This window comes from Nonomuraea sp. NPDC050536, from assembly GCF_044457685.1.
Taxonomy (GTDB): domain Bacteria; phylum Actinomycetota; class Actinomycetes; order Streptosporangiales; family Streptosporangiaceae; genus Nonomuraea.
Map to the genome: position 1 here is coordinate 208,357 of NZ_JBITHD010000015.1, position 20,130 is coordinate 228,486.

Consider the following 20,130-nt stretch of genomic DNA (forward strand, 5'->3'; position numbering starts at 1 on the left):
TTCCGGCGAGTCGGGGATTCTTGCCCGCCGCCACGGCTCTCCGTGACACGGGCGCCGCGGCCCCGGGTGCCCCGCCGCACAGGGCGCCGCCTTTCACCGCCCCACGTCTCGCCGACCCGGCGCCTGGAAAACCGCAGGGTCTTCCCGCGCCGGGGTCGGCGAGGAGGACCGCGGCGGCTGTCCGGCGCCCTGCACGGCGGCCCAGGGGGACCGTGGTGCCGGGGAAGGGAGCGCGGGTGGTGGTGGGGCAGCGGGGACCGGGGTGCCCGGAGAACGAAGCGCCGTAGCGGGGGGAAGCGGCCCCGACTCGCCGGAAGCGCCGGTCGCGGGTCCTCGGCCGAAGTGCGGTGGGCGGCCGGGGGCGGCGGCTTGCCGTACTGGACAAAAGAGCTAGGGGGCGAGGAGGGGATTGGGGTGGAGGCGGACGTGGTCGGTGGCGGTGTGGACGAAGGCGCGGATTCTGGCGCTTTCGCCTGAGGTCAGCCACGTCAGGCGCCAGCCGAACGGCTGCCCATCGTGGATCGGGACGTAGGTGACGTCCGGCCGCGCGTCGTAGCGGCGCGCGTGCGCCGGCACCACGAAGACGCCCTTGCCCGCCCCGATCAGGGCGAGCATCTCCTGGATCGTGCCGAACGTGGTGCCCCGTTCGATGGGACGGCCGCCGGGCGTGGTGCGGGGCACGACCAGCGCGTCCTCCTCGTCGGCGAACGAGCGCGGGCGCAGCACCTTGTCCCTGGCCAGGTCGTCCATCGACACCGACTCGCGGCGGGCGAAGGGATGCCGGGACGAGACCGCCAGCACCGGCGGCTCCCGGAACAGGATCGCGCTCTCGGTGACGTCCGGCTTGAGCGACGGCGCGCCGGCCAGCATCACGTCGATCTCGTCGGAATGCAGGAGCGTTACGCCTTCGGAGTAGCGGCACTCGACGATCTGGACCTCGCAGTCGGGATGGCGCCCGTGGAACAGGTCGGCCACCTCGATGACGAACTGGCCGACCGCCGTGCCGATGAACCCCACCCGCAGCACGCCGTCCACGCCCCGGCCGGCGGCGACGGCCCGGGCGATGCCCTCCTCGATCTGCTGGAACGCCGGCCCCACGTCGTCGAAGAGGCGCTGCCCGACCGGGGTGAGGGCGACCTGGCGGCTGGTGCGCTCGAACAGCGGGACGCTGATGCGGCGCTCCAGCTTCTTGATCGTCTGGCTGACCCGGGCCGTCGAGACGTGCAGGCGCTCGGCGGTGCGGCCGAAATGGAGCTCCTTGGCGAGCGTGAGGAAGATCTCGAGGTCTCGCCGTTCCACTTCGTGAACCTCCACGTTAACGATCGTTGCTGATGCTCTCATTGTTGCCGATCCCGGACAACGCGATCGTTAAGGCATGACGAAGAACACGATGACCCTGGTCACCGGGGGTACGGGAAAGACCGGACGGCGCGTCGTCGAGAAGCTGACGGCGATGGACAGGCCGGTGCGGATCGGCACCCGCAAGGGCGGCGTCCCCTTCGACTGGGAGGACCGCTCGACCTGGGCGCCCGCCCTGGCCGGAACCTCCGCCGCCTACCTCGCCTACTACCCCGACCTGGCCGTTCCTGGTGCGGGCGAGGCGATCGCGGCCTTCTCCGAGCTGGCCGTCTCGACCGGGACCCGGCGCCTGGTGCTGCTGTCGGGCCGGGGTGAGGAGGAGGCGCAGCACGCCGAGGAGCTCCTGGCCCGTTCCGGCGCCGAGTGGACGGTGGTCCGCTGCAGCTGGTTCAACCAGAACTTCACCGAGAACTACCTGCTCGAGCCCATCCAGGAAGGGCACCTCGTGCTGCCCGCCGGGGACGTGGGCGAGCCCTTCGTGGACGCCGACGACATCGCCGACGTGGCCGTGGCCGCGCTCACCCAGGACGGGCACGCCGGGGAGATCTACGAGATGACCGGGCCGCGGCTGCTCACCTTCGCGCAGGCCGCCGCCGAGATCGGCGCCGCCGTCGGCCGGGAGATCGGCTACACGCAGATCCCGGTCGAGGCCTACGTGGAGCATGTCCCCGCCGAGTACACCGACTTCCTCACCTACCTGTTCACCACCGTGCTCGACGGCCGCAACGCACACCTCGGCGACGGGGTGCAGCGGGCGCTCGGCCGCGAGCCGCGCGACTTCGCCGACTTCGCCCGCGAGAGCGCGGCGGCGGGAATCTGGGGCTGATGATGAAATCCGCAATGCTGCTGGCGGCCGCCCTGGCCGCCGGCCTGATGGCCGGGCTGTTCGCCGCCTTCTCCTACGCGGTCATGCCAGGACTGGGCATGTCCAGCGACAAGACCTTCGTCGAGGCGATGCGCAACATCAACGTCGCCATCCTGAATCCGTGGTTCATGGTCTGCTTCATGGGTGGGGCGGTGGTCGGCATCGCGGCGCTGATCGTCCACCGTCGCTCCGGGCGGGCCGTCCTGGTCTGGACGGCCGCCGGGCTCGCCCTCTTCGTGGTGATGTTCCTGATCACCAGCGCCTTCAACGTGCCGCTGAACGACGCGCTCGCCAAGGCGGGCAACGCCCACCTGGCGGCGGTGCGGCAGCGCTTCGAAGGGCCGTGGAACACCTGGAACCTGGTCCGCACCCTCGCCAGCGTCGGCTCGTTCGCCGCCTTCAGCTGGGCGCTCGTCCTCTACGGGCGGTACGTGCCGAAGAACCAGGGGTTGCCTTCCGGGTCCGTGCAGGCGTACTCGCGCGAGCCGTAGGGCTGGTCGGTCAGCGCCATCGTGATCTCGGCCCCCGCGGCCTTCGCCCGGTCGTGGTGGGCATCGGGATCCTGGACGGCGACATAGACGCCGGGCCCGCCCTGCTTGCCCTGCCCAATCATGATCATGTCGTCACCGACGAGGATCTCGGCGTGGATGACCACGCCCTCGTCGTTCTTGGACACCTCGTGCGGCTCGAATCCGAAGGCGGCGGTCAGGAACTCGATCGCCGCCGCGCAGTCCTGGTACCTGGCCAGAGCGTAAACCGTTCGCGTCATGCTCTCAGTGTGCGAGGCCGCTCACCTGGGGTCTTGGATAAATCTGACCGGGCGTGGTGTCGCCCAGCGTTCTGAACTCGCGGTTCATGTGCGCCTGGTCGTAGTAGCCGCACTTCAGCGCCGCGTCCGCGATGGGCCGGCCTTGCTGAAGGAGCCGTACGGCACGGCCGAACCTGATCACCCGGCCGACGGCCTTGGGCGCGAGCCCCACCTGGTCGTGGAAGCGGGAGACCAGGTGCCGGTGGCTCCAGCCCAGCCCCTCGGCCAGCACCCGCGAGCTGACCGCGCCGCCGCTGCCCAGCAGCTCGCCCCAGGCCCAGGCGATCTCGGGCCCCACCTCGGGGCTCCGCCGGATCCGGCAGGCCAGCAGCGTGTCGGTCACCGCCAGCCGTACGCCCCAGTCGTCGATCTCGCCGACCCGCTCGAGCAGCTCCAGGCCCCAGGCTCCGAGCACGTCCGTCACGGGGACCATCAGGTTGGCCAGCTCCCGCATCGGCATCCCGAACAGCCTGCGCGCCCCGAACGGGGTCAGGAACACCTCGACCCCCTCGGACGCCCCGGTCACCCGGGTCGCCGCGAACCGGTCGCCGAGCCCGCCGGTGAACGACGTCATCCGGACCCCGTTCACCTCCATCGGCCCGCCGAGCCCCAGGACCAGCACCACCCCGGGCATCGCCATCTCGGACCGCGCCACGGGCTCGCCGTAGTCCTCGCGGTAGGCGGCCAGCCTGGTCACATAGGGAGCCAGCGCCCTGCTGGGCGGCGCCTCCACCATGACCAGGCTCACACGTCCGACTATAGGTGGCCGGTGACCGGCCGCGCCTGGTACAGCTCGAGGGCCCGGTCGATGACCTCGGACCGCGCCAGCCCCTTCACCTCGCTCAACGGGAACCACGCCGCCTGGTCGGTGGACCCGCCGACCTCGTGCCGCAGCTCGCCGCCCACCACACTGGCGGCGTAGAAGACGCGCACGGCGTGGAACTCCTCGCGCGGGTGGTAGCTGTTGATCCCGAGCAGCCCGTCGACCTCGATGTGGTAGCCCGTCTCCTCCTCGACCTCGCGCACCACCGCGTCGAAGGGATCCTCGCCGTGCTCGACGCCGCCGCCCGGCATCGTCCACAGTGGGCTCTCGCCCTCGATCCAGCGGGCCAGCAGCAGGTCGTCCCCGCGCACGCAGATCGCGTACGCGGAGACCCGCTGGCGCCTCACAGACCCGTGTGCTTGGCGAGGAAGGTGAGCGTGTCGGCGGACAGGTCCACCGAGCGGCTGATCGAGCGGGCGCCGTGGCCGACCTCGGTCTCGTTGCGCAGCAGGACGGGCCTGTCGCCGGTCGAGGCGTGCTGCAGCGCCGCGCACATCTTCCACGCGTGCAGCGGGTGCACCCGTGTGTCCGACTGGAAGACCGTGAAGAGCGTCGCCGGGTACTCCACGCCCTCGCGGACGTGGTGGTAGGGCGAGTATCCCGACAGCCAGCCGAACTGCTCCGGCACGTCGGCCGAGCCGTACTCCACGTTCCAGGTCGCCCCGAGGCCGAACTTCTCGTAGCGGATCATGTCCAGCAGCGGCGCCGAGCAGGCCACCGCGGCATACAGGTCGGGCCGCTGCGTGAGCGCCGCGCCGACCAGCAGCCCGCCGTTGGAGCCGCCGGAGATCGCCAGGTGCTCGGAGGTGGTGACGCCGGTGGCGATCAGGTGCTCGGCCGCGGCGTGGAAGTCGTCGAAGACGTTCTGCTTGTTGGCCAGCATGCCGGAGCGGTGCCAGTCCTCGCCCTCCTCGCCGCCGCCACGCAGGTTGGCGATGGCGTAGACGCCGCCCGCCTCGACCCAGGCCAGGACGGAGGCCGCGTATCCCGGCGTCATCGACAGGCCGAAACCGCCGTAGCCGTACAGGATCGTCGGGCGCGGCCCGTCGCCGTCGACCGGAGAGATGATCAGCATGCGCACGTCGGTGCCGTCCTTGGACTGGTAGACGACCTGCTCGGTGCGCACGGGCGGCACCTCGACCGCGCCGGGGGAGGCCGCCCACAGCGTGGTCTCGCCGGTGCGGGCGTCGTAGCGCTGGATCGTGGGCGGGGTGGTGTTGTCGGTGTAGCCGAACCACGCCTCGTACCCGCCCTCGGGACGCTCGGAGATGCCGCCGATCGTGCCGAGCCCGGGCGCGGGGACCTCGCCGATGCGCTCGCCGGTCCTGAGATCGTGGATGGAGATCTCGGAGATGGCGTGGCGGGTCCAGCCGACCAGCATGACCGGACTGTCCAGATCGTCGAGGATCGCGAAGTCCGACAGCACGGCCTCCGGATCCTCGGGGATCAGGTCCCGCCATTCGGTGGGCGTCTCAGGATCCGCCACGCAGACCCGCGCGCGGGACGCGTCACGGTCGGTGTGCACGTAGACCAGCCCGTCGCGGCCGAAGTACAGCCCGGTCTGCGCGTCCACGTCCTCCTGGACGACCTTCAGCGCGGGGGCCTCGGTCGGCGAGGCCGTCAGGTCGGCCACCCAGAGATCGTTCCGCGGCGCCGTACCCTCGCTCGCCGAGACCTGCAGCCAGCGGCCGTCACGCGAGACTGACACCCCGTAGTAGTTGGTCATCTTCAGGCCCTCGCCGAAGATCATCACGTCGTCGTCGAGGGAGGCGCCGACCTGGTGCAGGTAGACGCGGCGGTGGAACTGCGACTCGCCCTCCGGCACCTGGTCGCTCGGCAGCCGCCGCACGTAGTAGAACGACTCGCCGCCGGGCAGCCATGCGATGGGGGAGTAGCGGCAGCGGTCGATCGGCCCCTCGATGTTCTCGCCGGTCGCCACGTCCATGACGTACAGCTTCGACTCCTCGTCGCCGCCGACCGACAGCTGGTAGGCCAGCAGGCGCCCCTCCTTGTCGGGCTGCACCGCGTCCAGCGTGGTCAGGCCGCTGGAGTCGAGCGCCATCGGGTCGATCAGCGCCCGCTCGGTGCCGTCGGCGTCGACCACGTAGTACACCGCGTGCTCCTGGTCGGGCGTGCGGCGGGAGAAGAAGTGCCGCTCGCCGCGCCAGGCCGGCACGCCGACCGAGCCCGACCGCAGCAGCTCCGCGATCCGCTCCTTGAAGCGCTGCGGCTCGCTCTCGCGCTTGAACAGGTCCTGCTGCGCGAGCAGCCATGCCTCGGTCTCGGCGCCCTCGGCGTCTTCGAGCCAGCGGTAGGGGTCGGGGACGGGCGTGCCGTGCAGGTCATCGACTGTTTCTGTACGGCGGGCGGTGGGATACGGCTCTCGCGTCATGCCCCGAACCCTATGGCAAGCCCGATGCCGGTCGGGGCGCGTAAAGGCCTGGTGTTGCGGGCATAAAACGTATCGTGTGCCCCTCTGGTCATATCGGCTGGAGGTTATGGGGTGGCGGGAACCGGTCGGGAAACGCCAGACTTGGGTGAAGGACGGTGCCGTGGTGACCATCCGCTGGGCCGTCCGGCGGAGGTCCACGTGACGGAAGCGACAGTCCCCCAGGAGGGACCGACAGCCGGGACATGCCGCGGCATGTCCCCTTTGATACCCGTGCAGCGGGAAGAGGCACGATGATGCGCCAGGTCCTGCTGCTCAACGCAACTTACGAGCCACTCACCACCCTCTCCCTGCACCGCGCGATCGTGCTGGTGCTGCGCGAGAAGGCCGACGTCATCCATCGTGACGGGCGGGGCGCCGTGCTCCGCTCGGCCAGTTGCACGCTGGACGTGCCGTCGGTGATCCGGCTCCGAAGATACATCCGTATTCCCTACCGGTCGCGCATCCCGCTCACCCGGGCGGCGCTCATGCGGCGCGACGACTTCCGCTGCGCCTACTGCGGCCAGCGGGCCGAGACCATCGACCATGTCATCCCGCGGTCCCGCGGTGGTGCGCACACCTGGGAGAACTGCGTCGCCTCCTGCACTCCGTGCAACCATCGCAAGGCCGACAAGTTCCTGGAGGAGCTGGGGTGGGCGCTGCGCTTCGCTCCGGCGGTGCCACGAGGGGCCCACTGGCGGCTGATCGGGGCGTCGCAGGTGGGTGACCCACAGTGGGCTCCCTACCTGGAGGCCGCGGCCTGAGCACAGGTTTTGCCCGGACCCTACGCGGGTCCGGGTAAAAACCTTTGTACCGAAATTTCGGGAGCTGCCACCATTTGGGCATGTGGACCTTCACACAGGACGTCGATGAGTACGCCGAGGCCGCCGAGGCCTTCCTGACCGCTGACCCGATCAGTAACACGGTGCCGCTCACCGTCCTGGTGGGGATGAAGGCGGGCATACGCGTGGAGGGCGCCTACTTCGGCTGGTGGCGCCCCGACGGCCAGGTCCGTGGCGCCGTCTTCCGCACGCCGCCGCACCCGCTCGGGCTGGCCAGGATGCCGGTCGAGGCGATACCCGCGCTCGTCGAGGCCTTGCGCGACCGCGAGGTCCCCGAGGTCGTGGGCCCCGTCGAGCTCACCGACGCGTTCACCGCCGCCTCCGGCGGGCAGGTCGTGCGTGTGGTCTCGGAGCGCCTGTACGCCCTGGGCACACTCGAGATCCCTTCGGTCCCCGGGCACGGCAGGCTCGCCACGGCCGCCGACCTCCCGCTGCTGGTGGCCTGGTGCCAGGCCTTCCATCAGGAGGTCGAGCTGAACCCGGGCGACGTGGTCGCCTACGTCGAGCGCCGCCTGGCCGGGCGCGAGTTCTTCGTCTGGGAGGACGACGGCGCACCGGTCTCGCTGGCCGCACTCCAGCCGCCCGCCGGCGGGGTGTGCCGGATCGGGCCCGTCTACACGCCGCCCTCGTGCCGCCGCCGCGGTTACGGCGCCGCGGTCACCGCCTTCGCCAGCCGTACCGGGGTGGAGGAGAGGTGTGAGCAGGTCGTGCTCTTCACCGACCTGGCCAATCCCACCAGCAACTCCGTCTACCAGTCGATCGGGTACGAGCCGCTGACCGACTATGCCCACGTCATGTACAGGCCGTAATCTGTGGTCATGCCGCGATACGACTTCCGCTGCCGTGCCTGTGGGTCCACGTTCGAGGTGTCGCGCCCGATGGCGTCCTCAGGCGACCCCGCGTCGTGCCCCGAGGGCCATGACGACACGGTCAAGCTGCTCACCACGGTCGGCATGACCGGCTCCGCCGCCGCACCCCGCCCCTCCGGCGGCGGCTGCTGCGGCGGCTCCTGCTGCTCCTAACCCGCGTGGTCGCGTCTATCCGCGCGGGCAGCCGGCCGTTCTTGAACTCCGTCTCCCCGCGATCACGCCCACTGCTGGTCGGGCACGACCCCTGACATGAGCCGCGACGTGCCCCACCGCTGGTCGGGCACGACCCGTAACGTGAAACGCCGGGTTGCCCTCGAGTCGGGGTCCCGTCACAGACGTCTGCTCCGTCGGGAGGCTCGTGGTCGCGCCCCGACGCGAGCCGTATCGCGAAACGCCGGATCGGCCTCGAGACGGGGTCCCGTCACAGACACCTGCTCCGTCGGGACGCTCGTGGTCATGCCTCAACGCGAGCTGGGTCCGGGATACGTGTGCCGTACCCCCAACCTGCCGCCTGCGCCCGATACAACTCGCCCGAGCTGTAGCTGCGGCCCTTTGCCAGAACGGAGCGGCGGTGTGCGACCGACGCCCGCCCAGGCAGGCGGGCATCGACGGCACATCCTGCGCCCCGTTATCAGAGCGGAGCGGGGGTGCGCGGCCGACGCCCGCCCAGGCAGGCGGGCATCGACGGCACACCCTCGTAAGCCGGGGGGCTATGCGGCGCGGGGGCGCTTGCGGCGCTGGAAGGGGAGGAAACGGTCGGCCAGGTGGGGACGGGATGGCGTCAAGGTGGGTTCGACGGCGATGATCCGGTCGAAGCGGAAGGCGCGGATCGCCCGGCGCATCCGGCACACGCCGACCAGGTACCAGTATTCGCGGTGCACCAGGCACGTCACCGGCTCCACGTCACGCGAGGTGACGCGCCCGGCGGCGTCGCGATAGTGCAGGCGTACGACGAGACGGCTGGTGATGGCGTCGGCCGACACCCGCGCCCGTGCGGCGACGTCGGCGGGCAGCGGATCGGTGAGGGTCGCGAGCGTGGTGGCGATGACGTCGTCGTCGATCTCGAGGTGTTCGAGCGCGAGCCGCAGCCCGCGGCGCGCGGTCACGGCCTGCGGCCCCGTGCCCAGATGGGCCAGGGACAGCGCCAGCGCGGCGATCTCGGCGGTCGTCAGGAGCTGGGAGGAGGGCTTCACGACTGTAGCCATACCCAGACACTACGCTCCACCACCGACAGTTTTCGAACGCGCTGACGATATCCTCCTCCCCCGCCCAGGCCACATACCCCTCCCGCGCCCTCCAGCCCTCGTGCGGCGTCTTGCCCTCGTGCAGGGTCTTGCGCTCGTGCGGTGTCCTGCGGTGGTGTGGCCTCTTGCTCTCGGACGGCTTCTTGCGCTTTTACGGCAAGCAGCCGCCACCGACCGCCCGCCGCACTCAGGCTGGCGGCCCGCCCCCGGGCGCTGCCGGCGAGTCGACGCCGCTTCCCCGCCGCCACGGCACCTCGTACCCCGGGCACCACGGTCCCCATTCCGCCGTACATGGGCGCCGACCTCCGCCCCGCCCCACCCCGCCGCCCCGGCGCCAGGGACCGCCGGCATGCGCGCATACACCGGCTTCCCTCTGCCCCGGACGAGGCGGCGCGGGACCCCGGGAGCTCATGGAGTTCCGGACCAGGGACCTTCCGGGACCGCGTTCCCAGCTCCAGGGGTCCGGGGTCCAGGAGACCCGGGGATGGGGGGTTAGTTGCGGTAGGCGGCTGTGGCGATCTGGATGAAGGATTGGATCAGGGGGTTCGGGTCGCCTTCGTTCCATGCTGCTAGCACGCGGCTTGGTGCCATGTCGGTCAGGGGTACCACGGTCAGCTCCTCGGGTGGGTCGAGATCGAGCGGGCTCATCCCGACCGTGCCGTTCCAGAGCACGGCCTGCAGGCACTCCTGAACGGCACGCACCACCGGACCCTCGCGAGGCTCGCCCCCGTTCCAGTACGACTGCCAGTTCGGGTCGGTGCCGTCCGGGAACTGGAACCAGCGCCGGTCGGCCAGGTCGGCCAGCTTCAGGTGGTCGCGGCGGGCCAGCGGATCGTCGGCGCGCAGCACCGCGCCCACCGGGTCGGCGCGCAGCTCGTGCACCGTCAGGCCGGTCTCGTCGAACGGCCCGCGGGTCAGGGCGACGTCGACCAGTCCGGCGCGCAGCCCGCAGGTCGGATCCGTCAGGTCGGTCTCGCGGATGCGGACCTCGACGCCCGGGTGCCGCCGCCGGTACGCGGCGGCCAGCCGCGTCACGCCCTGGTCGGAGCTGTCGCCCAGGATGCCGACGGTGATGGTCGCCGCGCCGGCCGCCACGGCCACCCGCACGCGTACCCGGTCGGCCTGTTCGAGCAGGGCACGCGCCTCGTCCAGCAGCACCGCCCCGGCCGGGGTGAGCGTGACGCCCGCGGCGGAGCGGTGCAACAGAACGGCACCCATGTCGGTCTCCAGCTGCTTGATCGCCCGGCTCAGCGGCGGCTGGCTCATGTGCAGCCGGGCGGCGGCCCGGCCGAAGTGGAGTTCCTCGGCGACGGCCACGAAATAGCGCAGCGTGCGTAGCTCCATGATCGGCGACGATACCCGTACGGTATCGACGCCACCTAATCGGTCTTGGACGGCCTCGGTGCCCGGGCGGTGGAATCGGAGCATGACTGACGAACCGATGACCGACCCTGCCGTGCAGGTTGCCGGCGCCAGGGAGATCGCCCCCGACCTGCTGGTGATCCCGAACGACCGGGTCGCGCTGGTACCCAACATCGGCGTCATCGGCGGTACGCAGGCCGTACTGGTCGTCGAGACGGGCATCGGCACGGCCAACGCCGAGCAGGTCCTCGCTTTCGCGTCCGAGGTGGCGAAGGGCCGTCGGCTGTACCTGACCACGACGCACTTCCACCCCGAGCACGCTTTCGGCGCGCAGGTGTTCGCCGGCCAGGCCACGTACTTGGTCAACCGCGCCCAGGCGGACGACCTGAAGATCAAGGGGCCGGGCTACCTGGAGATGTTCCGTGGCTTCGGCGGGCCGATCGCCGACCGCCTCGACGGCGTCCGGTTGCCCACCCCCGATGTGGTCTACGACAACGGGTACGACCTGGACCTCGGCGATCGGACCGTACGGCTGCGGTCCACCGGCCGGGGCCACACGAAGGGCGACCAGGTGGTCGAGGTGCCGGACGCCGGCGTGCTGTTCACCGGGGATCTTGCCGAGACCGGGCAGTTCGCCATCTTCCCGTGGTTTCCGCCGTACGACACGGACGTGTCCGGCGTGCGCTGGCTGGAGGTGATGGACCGGCTGGCCGCCGCCGGACCCCGGGTGGTGATTCCCGGTCACGGGGACCTCGGTGGACCGCAGATCCTCGACGACGTCCGCGACTATCTGCGCGAGCTGCGCGACGAGACCTGGCGGCGGCGTGACTCCGAGATGGGTGAGGCCGAGATCGTCGCCGAGGTCCGGGCGTTGCTGATCGAGCGGCATCCCGAGTGGGTCGGCCAGGAGTGGATCGAACGCGGCGTCGGGTGCCTGTGCACCGAGCACGCCGCATGACCCTCGTCCCGCCACGCCTGGGCTACCGCCGTAGTAACCGCCACGCCAACACTCGCGTTCGTTCCAGCCCCTCGACCATCGGGGGCCTAGAGCGGAGTCGTAGCGGTGAGGAGGTGCACCGACTCGCCAGGAGCGCCGCCCACGGGCCGCCAGCCGAAGTATGGCGGCCGGCCGGTTGAGCGGCTCGCCGTACAGAACGACAAAACCCCCACCCCGCAGGACGGCATGCCACGCGCCGTACAGAACGACAAGACGCCGCGCTGCCTGAGACGACAAGACGCCGCGCTGCCCGGGACGATGAGACGCCGCCCTGTTGGGGCGATAGGACGCTTGTCTCTGCCGGGACGATGAGGCGCCGCGCCCTGCCGAGACGATGAGACGTCCGTCCTCGTAGGGACGGGGCGACGCCCGTCCCTACGAGGACGACAGAACGCTTGCCCCTGCAGGGCGGGAAGATGCCCGCCGATGCGAGGGGAGGAGTTGCCGCTCCGGGAGCGGGGAGTTAGTGGGACAGCTGGGTTAGGTCGCGGGAGGCGCCGGTGGAGGCGGAGGTGGTCATGGCGGCGTAGGCCTGGAGGGCGGCGCTGACGGGGCGCTGGCGGTCCTTCGGGCGGTAGCCGCCGAGGTCCGCGAGCAGGCGCTCACGGCGCGTCGCGAGCTCCGCCTCAGGGACCCGGAGCTCCATCGAGCGGTTCGGGATGTCGATGTCGATGATGTCGCCGTCCTCGACCAGGGCGATCGTGCCGCCCTCGGCCGCCTCGGGAGAGGCGTGGCCGATCGACAGGCCGGACGTGCCGCCCGAGAAGCGGCCGTCCGTGATCAGGGCGCACGCCTTGCCCAGGCCCTTGCCCTTGAGGAACGAGGTCGGGTACAGCATCTCCTGCATGCCGGGCCCGCCCTTGGGACCCTCGTAGCGGATGACGACCACGTCGCCCGGGTTGACCTTGCCGCCGAGGATGCCCTCGACCGCGTGCTCCTGCGACTCGAAGACCACGGCCGGGCCGGAGAACTTCCAGATGGACTCGTCGACCCCGGCGGTCTTCACGACCGCGCCGTCGCGGGAGATATTGCCGTACAGCACGGCGAGCCCGCCGTCGGCCGAGTAGGCGTGCTCGAGGTCGCGGATGCACCCGGCGGCGCGGTCGACGTCGAGCGAGTCCCACCGGTTGTCCTGGGAGTACGGCTTGACGGTCCGGACGTTGCCGGGCGCGGCGTGCCACAGGTCGAGGGACTCGGGCAGGGCGGACGGGGAGCGGACGTCCCAGTCGGACAGCGTGGACGCGAGCGTGCCGCCGGTGACCGTGGGCACGTCGCGGTGCAGCAGCCCGGCGCGGTCCAGTTCGCCGAGGATGGCGGGGATGCCGCCGGCGCGGTGGACGTCCTCGATGTGGTACTTGTCCGTGGCCGGGGCCACCTTGCACAGGCACGGCACCCGCAGCGAGATCTCGTTGATCTCCTTGAGCCCGAAGTCGACGCCCGCCTCGCGGGCCGCGGCCAGGATGTGCAGGATCGTGTTGGTGGAGCCGCCCATCGCCACGTCCAGCGTCATCGCGTTCTCGAAGGCGTCCTTCGTGGCGATCGACCGCGGCAGCGCCGAGGAGTCGTCCTCCTCGTAGTAGCGCCTGGTCAGCTCGACGATGGTACGGCCGGCGTCCTCGTAGAGCTGCTTGCGGCGCTTGTGCGTGGCCAGGATCGTGCCGTTGCCGGGCAGCGCCAGACCGATCGCCTCGGCCAGGCAGTTCATGGAGTTGGCCGTGAACATGCCCGAGCACGAACCGCAGGTCGGGCAGGCGTTCTCCTCCATCTCCAGCAGCTCGGCGTCCGAGACGTTGCTGTCGGCGGCGGCGATCATCGGGTCGATCAGGTCGAGCTTCTTGCCCGGGGTCTTGCCGGCTTCCATCGGCCCGCCGGAGACGAAGATCGTGGGGATGTTCAGCCGGAACGCGGCCAGCAGCATGCCCGGCGTGATCTTGTCGCAGTTGGAGACACAGATCAGCGCGTCGGCGCAGTGCGCGTTGACCATGTACTCCACGGAGTCGGCGATCAACTCGCGCGACGGCAGCGAGTACAGCATGCCGCCGTGGCCCATCGCGATCCCGTCGTCCACCGCGATCGTGTTGAACTCGCGCGGGATCGCCCCCGCCGCGCGGATCGCGGCCGAGACCACGTCACCCACGTCGCGCAGATGCACGTGCCCGGGGACGAACTGCGTGTAGCTGTTGGCCACGGCGATGATGGGTTTGCCGAGGTCGCTCCCGGCTACACCAGTCGCCCGGAGCAGCGCCCGGGCTCCGGCCATGTTCCTGCCGTGAGTAACCGTACGAGACCTGAGGGCGGGCATGGTGGTTCTCCCATCGCTGTCGAGTCTTCACATGGTACGGCTATCGCCCGGCAACTGAGACGTCTGTCCACAGCCCGGACACCGCAGCCCGTGTACGGCGGGGGCTGCGGTTGGTCAGGAGGGGAGGCGGATGGCGGCTAGTTGAGTGGCTTGGGCTACCAGGCGGCCCTTGTCGTCCCAGATGTGGGCGGTTTCGTCCATGCGGTCGGAAGTCACGTCCGTGGCGCGGAGACGGACGCGAACCGGGCCGGAGGCCGGGAGGCGGCGGATGTAGGCGGTGAGCTGGATCGTCGGGACCCAGCCTGGAGCACCGAGGTCGAAGGAGACCGGGGGGACGGGGTCGAGGGCGACCAGGAGACTGAGCGGGTCCCAGTCCGAGCCGTCCGCGAGGCGCTGCCAGGAGGCGATCTCGCCGCGCCGCGTCGGGTTGCCGAAGGCGAAGGCCAGGTGGGCGGGGTTGATGTGCTCCTCGACGACGTCCATGAGCGGGACGGGGAAGTCGGCGCCCGGCGGGTCGACCGGCGCCAGGAAGCAGGCGTCAATGTCGGGCAGTTCGACCGGCTCCTCGCTCGACCACCACGGGTCGGCGTCGTCCAGCACGCCCAGCGTGATCAGGGAGACCAGCCGCGTCCTGCCCTCCTGCGCCAGCTCCGCCTGGACCTGGGCCACGGTCCTGCCCACCCGCAGCGTCCTGACGTGCACGTCCGCCTTCCCGGGCGCGGGCGGTTCGATGAAGGTCCCGCTGACCGCGGTCACGTGCGGGTGCCCGTCACCGGCGGTCTCGACCGCCGCCCTGCCGAGCACGGCCAGCAGGTAGCCGCCGTGCAGGCGGGTGCCCACGCTCCACTGCGCGTCCAGGTTCGCCTCGAAGCCGCCATCCCGCACAGTCAAAGCGGTCGCTTCACGAAATGTCCCCATATGGTCAGATTGACATCGTTAACCTGACGGCGTCAACGTATTGTTCATGACCACCAGACGCATGCGTGCCCGCAAGGGTGAGGGATCGCTGCTACGCGAGGAGATCCTGCGCGCGGCCGAGTCGCTGCTGGCCGAGTCGGGCACCGAGGACGCGCTCACGGTGCGCGCGGTTGCCGAGCGGTCCGGTGTCTCCACGCCGTCGGTCTACCTGCACTTCGCCGACAAGGACGCGCTGGTGGAGGCGGTCTGCCTGCGTGTGTGGGACGAGCTGGGCCGCCTCGTCCAGGAGAACGCCGGCGGCGACCCGTTCCACGCCCTCGGCCGGTGCGCGCGGGCCTACGTCCGCTTCGCCCTCGACCACCCGGTGCAGTACCGGGTCCTGATGATGCGCCCGGCCACCCAGGAGGCGGCCTCGGCGTGCTTCAGCCACATCGTCACGGCCGTGACGGCCTGCGTCGAGGCCGGGGTGCTTCGCGGTGACCCGCAGGACCTGGCCCTGGCCATGTGGACGGCCGTGCACGGCTGCGCCTCGCTGCTCATCGCCCAGCCGTCGTTCCCCTGGCCGGACGACCTCATCGACAACACCATCCGCATGGCCGGCTACGGCACCGCCATCCTCCCGCGCCTACCCCGCGAGGCCCCACCAAGCCAGGTCATCGCCGCAGAACTCGACGAACTGGGCGTACGGCTAGCGGGCGGCCTGCCGTAATGAATCTCTATCCGTCTCCATAGCGGGCTGGAAGCACCTGGGCGGCGATCTCGTAGAGGCGGTCGATCTCGGCGTCGGTGAGCGCGCGCTCGCGCTTGGTGATCCACTTGCGGGCGCGGGCGCCCTCGTAGACGTCAACCCCGCGGATCGTCATGATCTTCCACGGCACCGGCGGCCCGTAGATCGCCAGCGAGGGGACGACCGAGATCTCGCGGCCGTAGGCCTTGCTGATCAGCTCGCTGGCCTGCGAGGCCTCCCAGCTCGCCTCCGTGAGGCGGGGCTTCATGTCGAACGGCCCGTGGAAGAGCTTCTTGCCCATCTGCACACGGACCGGCAGCCGCTTGTCCCACTTCTCCGAGTCGACCGCGTACACGCCGGTGGGCCCGACGACCAGGTGGTCGATCTGGGCCTCACTGCCCGGGATCGCCCTGGCGTGCAGCGTGCGGTAGCCGCTGCGTTCGAGCTTGCGCAACTGGGCCTCGGTGCGCCGCTCGGCCACGGAGGCACGCCGCCACGCGGGCACGGTGGAGGCCTGGCGCGCACGGTAGACCGTGTCGAGGATCGCCGCGACGACCGCCGCCGTGGCGCCCACCCGCCAGTCGCGCACGAGGAAGCCCACGAGCAGGCCGACGCCGAGGGCGATGAGCGCCCGGTTGCGCAGGCGGAGGAAGCGGGGTTGTTGCAGCAAGGTCCGTAGGGATGCGCGCTCGATGGGCGCGTATGTCGATGTGGGCGCTGCCGGCGTGCTAGTGGCCGCACGCCTGTCGCCTTCCGGCCTGTCGCTCACCCAGATCGGTGACGTTGTGTGACCGTCTTCGCGCTGAGGGTCGGAGTCCACGTAACTCACCGTAGCTTGATGGTCGGAACGATTCCTAGTCTTGCCGTGTCCATACTTTTATGGCCCAGCTCATCGTGTTCTACGCCCGTTTTTCGGGTATCTATTACGTTCATCTCTAGAGATCCCTAGTGTGCAGACGTGCGAGAACTTCACGAGCTTTCCGCCCTCGAACAGGCCCGTGCCATCCGCGAGCGGGAGATCTCCCCGGTCGAGCTCACCCGGCACTACCTCGACCGGATCGAGCGCATCGATCCGCAGGTCGGCGCGTACGTGACCGTGACCGCCGAGCTGGCCCTGGATCAGGCGCGTGACCTGGAGAAACAGCTGCCGGACGGACCCCTTGCCGGAGTGCCCATCCCGATCAAAGATCTTAACCTGGTGAAGGACGTTCCGATCATGTTCGGGTCCAACGCCTATCGGGGTTTCGTCTCGCCCGTGGACGACACGGTGGTCGAGCGGCTGCGTGAGGCGGGCACGGTCATGCTCGGGAAGACCGCCACCCCGGAGTTCGGACTGCCTTGCTACACGGAGACGTACCTGTCACCGCCGACGCGCAGCCCCTGGGACCTGGCCCGGTCGGCGGGCGGGTCGAGCGGCGGCGCGGCGGCCGCGGTGGCGGCCGGGCTGGCCCCGGCGGCGCAGGGCAGCGACGGCGCTGGCTCGATCAGGATCCCGGCGGCGGTCTGCGGGCTGTTCGGCATCAAGCCCACCCGCGGCAGGATCAGCTTCGCGCCGATCATCCCCGACCTGGTGGGCATGTCCACCAACGGCCCGATCGCGCGCACCGTGGCCGACGCGGCGGCGCTGCTCGACGTGATGGCGCACAACAACCCCGGCGACGTGTTCCTCGCGCCGCCGCACGAGGGCACGTTCCTGGAGCACGCCACCCGCGATCCCGGCCGCCTGCGCATCGCCCGCTACGCCGAGCCCGTCGTACCGGGGGCCGTGGTGGAGCCCGAGGTGCTGGCCGCCTACGAGGAGGCCGCCAAGACGCTGGCCGCGCTCGGGCACGAGGTGGTGGAGATCCCCTCGCCGTTCGGGCCCGAGGTGGTGCCCGAGTTCTCGACGCTGTGGTTCGCCTTCGCCTGCATGCATCCCGTCGCCGACCACCAGGTGGGCGAGCTGCGCCCGATCACCGCACGGCTGCGCGAGCGCGGCTTCGCCACCAGCGCGCCCACCTTCCTGCAGGCGCACGCCGCGCTGCAGGGTGCGGTCAGGCAGGCGCTGACGATCACCGACGGCTACGACGCGGTCCTCACCCCGACAGTCACGCAGCCGCCCCGGCCGGTCGGCTGGTTCGAGGACGTCGAGGACGTGGACGAGACCTTCGAGCGGATGAAGCGCTTCGCCGCCTTCCCCGCGATCTACAACGTGAGCGGCCAGCCCGCGGTCAACCTGCCGCTGTACTGGACCGACCAGGGCCTGCCGATCGGCGTCATGCTGGGCGGGCGGATCGGCGGCGAGAGCACCCTGATCTCGCTCTCCGCGCAGATCGAGGCCTACCGGGGGAGCTTCTGGGGAACCCGGCGGCCGCCCATCTGGTGATCCCCTGCAAGGTTACAGATGGTCCGATAGGCGGCAAGGACGTACAACCATGCGCATGCGCACCGTTCTCATCCAGACCGACACGGCCGTGGCGGCCGAGCTGAAGCCGGGCGAGTCCGCCACATTCGGCCGGGGTGCCGACGGGATCAGCGTCGACATCGTGGTCTCCGATCGAGCGGTGTCGCGGCTGGCGGGGCGGATCACCGCGATCGAGGACTACTGGCAGATCAGCAACCTCAGCACCGACCGCACCTACGTGGTGGAGAACCCCGAGGGCGGCGGCGAGTTCGTCAAGGTCCCGCCGCTGCGCATGGGCATGCCCGTGCCCTTCGAGTTCTCCCGGGTCATCCTGCCCGCAGAGCACGGCACGACCGGCTTCCTGGTCTTCGCCCCCGAACACGTGTACGGCAAGGCCGCCACGACCGCCGGCTCCGGCGCGACCACGATGGGCGTCTTCCCGCTGGACAAGACGGCCAAGTACTTCCTGATCCTGGTGGCCCTGTGCGAGGCGCGCCTGCGAGACCCGTCGAGCACGTTCGTGCCCACGGTGCCGCAGCTCATCGAGCGCCTGGGCGGCACCGACCTGACCCGCAGCGGGGTGAACTTCCACATCGACTACCTGGCCCGCACCAAGCTGAAGGTCAAGCAGGCCGACGGGGGCGGCAAGGCCGACTGGCAGCGCGCGGCGCTGATCAACCTCGCCCTGCGCTTCGACCTGGTGACCGACGCCGATCTGCGCCTGCTGCCCTAGCTCTGGTACTGGTTGCGATATTTCAGGACTTGGTCGACGTAGCTCTGCCATTTGGGCGGCACACCGCCCGCCCGTGTGACGGGCTGGACGCCGGAGACGTAGAGCGCGGCGAGCTTGGCCGCGGGATCACCGGGCACGTCGGCGATCTGAGGGCCGAGACCGCAGAAGAAGCGTCCCATCGCGGGCAGCGACATCTCCGGCGGGAACGGCGGTTCCGGTATCGGGCCGCGGTTGCCGTGCGGCTGCCAGAACCACAGGACCCGGGGAGTCCAGCGGGCGATGCCGTACTCGTCCTTGGCCCGGTCGCTCAGGTCCGCGTCGAAGTCGCTCGACACCTTGAGTATCCCGGCGATCAGCGCCGGGCTCAGCCCGGGCACGTTGTCGCACCAAGTGCCCGCCTGCAGGATGAGTTTGCGGTACTTGGCCGGGATGCCCTGGTCGTCCCGCAGCCCGAGGAGCACGGTATGGCTCGCCGAGGGCGTCGTGGTGGTCGCGGAAGGCGTGGACCCCGAGCGCCAGAAGAGCACTCCCGCGATCAGGGCGGCCGCCACGACCGCCGCGCCCGCGCCGATCAGGAGGGGGCGGCGGTCTGTGGGTGGCGGCGGTGGGGGTTGCTCGGGAGAAGGGTCCCGCAGGGCCTCGACGAACTCGGACACGCCGGCCCAGCGCTGGTCGGGATCCGGGTCGATGGCCTTCATGATGGCCGCGCTGACCCGCTCGGGAATCTCCTTGCGCAGGCGGTGCGGCGCCAGCCGTACCGCGCCCGAGCCGGGAACCTGGCCGGTGAGCACGTGATAGGCCATCGCGCCCAGGCCGTGCACGTCGGCCCGCTCGTCGGGCGCGCCGTCCATGCGCATCTGCTCGGGCGCCATGTAGCCGGGCGAGCCGGCGGCGATGGTGTGGCTGGTGGCGTCGGCCAGCGAGCGCGCCACCCCGAGGTCGGCCACCATCAGCCGTTCGCCGCCGCCGGGCAGCGAGCGGAACAGCACGTTCGACGGCTTGAGATCGCGGTGCACGATGCCCAGGCGGTGCAGCACCTCGACGCCCTCGGCGATCTCGCCGACGATCCTGAGCGCCTCGTCCACCGGCAGCGGACCCTCCGCGAGCCGCCCCGCCAGCGTCCCCATGTCCGCATAGGTCATGACGAAGTACGGCCGGCCATCGGGGAGCTCGCCGATGTCGTGGACCTGGACGATCCGCGGCGAGTCCGCCTGGCGCAGGATCCGGGCCTCCTTGACGAACCGCTCGCGCACCGCCGGCTCGGCCGCCCAGTTGTCGGCCAGCACCTTGATGGCCACTAACGAGTCGAGCCGGTCGTCACGGCCGAGCCACACCGACGCGAACGCGCCCGAACCCAGGGCACGCTCGATCGGATACCGGCCGATCGAAGCTGGAGTCTCCACAGTTGACATGACCTCGAGTGGGGGATCTTGAGTCAGACTCTCTCATTGTGGGGTACTGGCCTGACAG

At 70.6% G+C, this 20,130-nt stretch carries 20 protein-coding genes; 9 read left to right on the plus strand and 11 right to left on the minus strand.

The window, feature by feature from the left end:
* Positions 1 to 390 precede the first annotated feature (390 nt).
* Positions 391 to 1,314: a LysR family transcriptional regulator gene (locus tag ACIBHX_RS35540; RefSeq protein WP_397071804.1), complete on the minus strand. Its 924-nt coding sequence runs from the start codon at positions 1,312 to 1,314 to the stop codon at positions 391 to 393.
* Between the two features lie 61 nt (positions 1,315 to 1,375).
* Here ACIBHX_RS35540 and ACIBHX_RS35545 point away from each other — a divergent pair, with 61 nt between their 5' ends.
* Both ACIBHX_RS35545 and ACIBHX_RS35550 read left to right on the plus strand, forming a co-directional pair.
* Complete coding sequence (locus ACIBHX_RS35545) at positions 1,376 to 2,185, plus strand: NAD(P)H-binding protein (protein WP_397071805.1); 810 nt, start codon at positions 1,376 to 1,378, stop codon at positions 2,183 to 2,185.
* On the plus strand, positions 2,185 to 2,715 hold the full coding sequence (locus ACIBHX_RS35550; protein WP_397071806.1) for a DUF1772 domain-containing protein: 531 nt from the start codon (positions 2,185 to 2,187) through the stop codon (positions 2,713 to 2,715). The genes ACIBHX_RS35545 and ACIBHX_RS35550 overlap by 1 nt, the downstream gene beginning before the upstream one ends.
* Here the strand turns inward: ACIBHX_RS35550 and ACIBHX_RS35555 are convergent.
* From ACIBHX_RS35555 to ACIBHX_RS35570, 4 genes are read right to left on the minus strand one after another with little or no spacing between them, the layout of a single operon-like run.
* Positions 2,643 to 2,993, minus strand: coding sequence for a VOC family protein (locus ACIBHX_RS35555; protein WP_397071807.1), 351 nt, complete (start codon positions 2,991 to 2,993; stop codon positions 2,643 to 2,645). The genes ACIBHX_RS35550 and ACIBHX_RS35555 overlap by 73 nt on opposite strands.
* 4 nt (positions 2,994 to 2,997) lie before the next feature.
* Positions 2,998 to 3,780, minus strand: coding sequence for a helix-turn-helix domain-containing protein (locus ACIBHX_RS35560; RefSeq protein ID WP_397071808.1), 783 nt, complete (start codon positions 3,778 to 3,780; stop codon positions 2,998 to 3,000).
* An 8-nt stretch (positions 3,781 to 3,788) separates the two neighbouring features.
* Positions 3,789 to 4,202 (minus strand): NUDIX hydrolase, encoded by a 414-nt coding sequence (locus ACIBHX_RS35565; RefSeq protein WP_397071809.1) that lies wholly within the window; start codon positions 4,200 to 4,202, stop codon positions 3,789 to 3,791.
* A complete protein-coding gene (locus ACIBHX_RS35570) occupies positions 4,199 to 6,247 on the minus strand; it encodes a prolyl oligopeptidase family protein (RefSeq protein WP_397071810.1) in 2,049 nt (682 codons plus the stop codon). The genes ACIBHX_RS35565 and ACIBHX_RS35570 overlap by 4 nt, the downstream gene beginning before the upstream one ends.
* 293 nt (positions 6,248 to 6,540) lie before the next feature.
* On the opposite strand from ACIBHX_RS35570, the gene ACIBHX_RS35575 reads away from it, so the two are divergent.
* The 3 genes from ACIBHX_RS35575 to ACIBHX_RS35585 all read left to right on the plus strand — a co-directional run bounded on the left by ACIBHX_RS35575 (position 6,541) and on the right by ACIBHX_RS35585 (position 8,147).
* A complete protein-coding gene (locus tag ACIBHX_RS35575; RefSeq protein ID WP_397071875.1) occupies positions 6,541 to 7,047 on the plus strand; it encodes an HNH endonuclease in 507 nt (168 codons plus the stop codon).
* Between the two features lie 80 nt (positions 7,048 to 7,127).
* Positions 7,128 to 7,934, plus strand: coding sequence for a GNAT family N-acetyltransferase (locus tag ACIBHX_RS35580; RefSeq protein WP_397071811.1), 807 nt, complete (start codon positions 7,128 to 7,130; stop codon positions 7,932 to 7,934).
* 9 nt (positions 7,935 to 7,943) lie between these two features.
* Complete coding sequence (locus ACIBHX_RS35585; protein WP_397071812.1) at positions 7,944 to 8,147, plus strand: zinc ribbon domain-containing protein; 204 nt, start codon at positions 7,944 to 7,946, stop codon at positions 8,145 to 8,147.
* 557 nt (positions 8,148 to 8,704) lie between these two features.
* On the opposite strand, the gene ACIBHX_RS35590 is transcribed toward ACIBHX_RS35585, so the two are convergent.
* Together ACIBHX_RS35590 and ACIBHX_RS35595 are read right to left on the minus strand one after the other, a co-directional pair.
* A complete protein-coding gene (locus ACIBHX_RS35590) occupies positions 8,705 to 9,199 on the minus strand; it encodes a helix-turn-helix transcriptional regulator (protein ID WP_397071813.1) in 495 nt (164 codons plus the stop codon).
* A 531-nt stretch (positions 9,200 to 9,730) separates the two neighbouring features.
* Entirely contained in the window at positions 9,731 to 10,582 is an 852-nt protein-coding gene (locus ACIBHX_RS35595) for a LysR family transcriptional regulator (RefSeq protein ID WP_397071814.1), read from the minus strand.
* An 82-nt stretch (positions 10,583 to 10,664) separates the two neighbouring features.
* Between ACIBHX_RS35595 and ACIBHX_RS35600 the strand changes: the two genes are divergently transcribed.
* A complete protein-coding gene (locus ACIBHX_RS35600) occupies positions 10,665 to 11,558 on the plus strand; it encodes an MBL fold metallo-hydrolase (RefSeq protein WP_397071815.1) in 894 nt (297 codons plus the stop codon).
* Between the two features lie 502 nt (positions 11,559 to 12,060).
* Here the strand turns inward: ACIBHX_RS35600 and ilvD are convergent.
* Positions 12,061 to 13,899: a dihydroxy-acid dehydratase gene (ilvD, locus tag ACIBHX_RS35605; RefSeq protein ID WP_397071816.1), complete on the minus strand. Its 1,839-nt coding sequence runs from the start codon at positions 13,897 to 13,899 to the stop codon at positions 12,061 to 12,063.
* A 114-nt stretch (positions 13,900 to 14,013) separates the two neighbouring features.
* Complete coding sequence (locus ACIBHX_RS35610) at positions 14,014 to 14,784, minus strand: thioesterase family protein (protein ID WP_397071876.1); 771 nt, start codon at positions 14,782 to 14,784, stop codon at positions 14,014 to 14,016.
* Between the two features lie 79 nt (positions 14,785 to 14,863).
* Between ACIBHX_RS35610 and ACIBHX_RS35615 the strand changes: the two genes are divergently transcribed.
* Positions 14,864 to 15,526, plus strand: a complete 663-nt coding sequence (locus ACIBHX_RS35615; protein ID WP_397071817.1) for a TetR/AcrR family transcriptional regulator — start codon at positions 14,864 to 14,866, stop codon at positions 15,524 to 15,526.
* 7 nt (positions 15,527 to 15,533) lie between these two features.
* On the opposite strand, the gene ACIBHX_RS35620 is transcribed toward ACIBHX_RS35615, so the two are convergent.
* Positions 15,534 to 16,214: a nuclease-related domain-containing protein gene (locus ACIBHX_RS35620; protein WP_397071818.1), complete on the minus strand. Its 681-nt coding sequence runs from the start codon at positions 16,212 to 16,214 to the stop codon at positions 15,534 to 15,536.
* Positions 16,215 to 16,502: 288 nt separating this feature from the next.
* Here ACIBHX_RS35620 and ACIBHX_RS35625 point away from each other — a divergent pair, with 288 nt between their 5' ends.
* Both ACIBHX_RS35625 and ACIBHX_RS35630 read left to right on the plus strand, forming a co-directional pair.
* Complete coding sequence (locus ACIBHX_RS35625) at positions 16,503 to 17,909, plus strand: amidase (RefSeq protein WP_397071819.1); 1,407 nt, start codon at positions 16,503 to 16,505, stop codon at positions 17,907 to 17,909.
* Between the two features lie 55 nt (positions 17,910 to 17,964).
* Positions 17,965 to 18,660 (plus strand): winged helix-turn-helix domain-containing protein, encoded by a 696-nt coding sequence (locus ACIBHX_RS35630; protein ID WP_397071820.1) that lies wholly within the window; start codon positions 17,965 to 17,967, stop codon positions 18,658 to 18,660.
* On the opposite strand, the gene ACIBHX_RS35635 is transcribed toward ACIBHX_RS35630, so the two are convergent.
* Complete coding sequence (locus ACIBHX_RS35635) at positions 18,657 to 20,072, minus strand: serine/threonine-protein kinase (RefSeq protein WP_397071821.1); 1,416 nt, start codon at positions 20,070 to 20,072, stop codon at positions 18,657 to 18,659. The two genes, ACIBHX_RS35630 and ACIBHX_RS35635, sit on opposite strands and share 4 nt — an antisense overlap.
* Between the last annotated feature and the right edge of the window lie 58 nt (positions 20,073 to 20,130).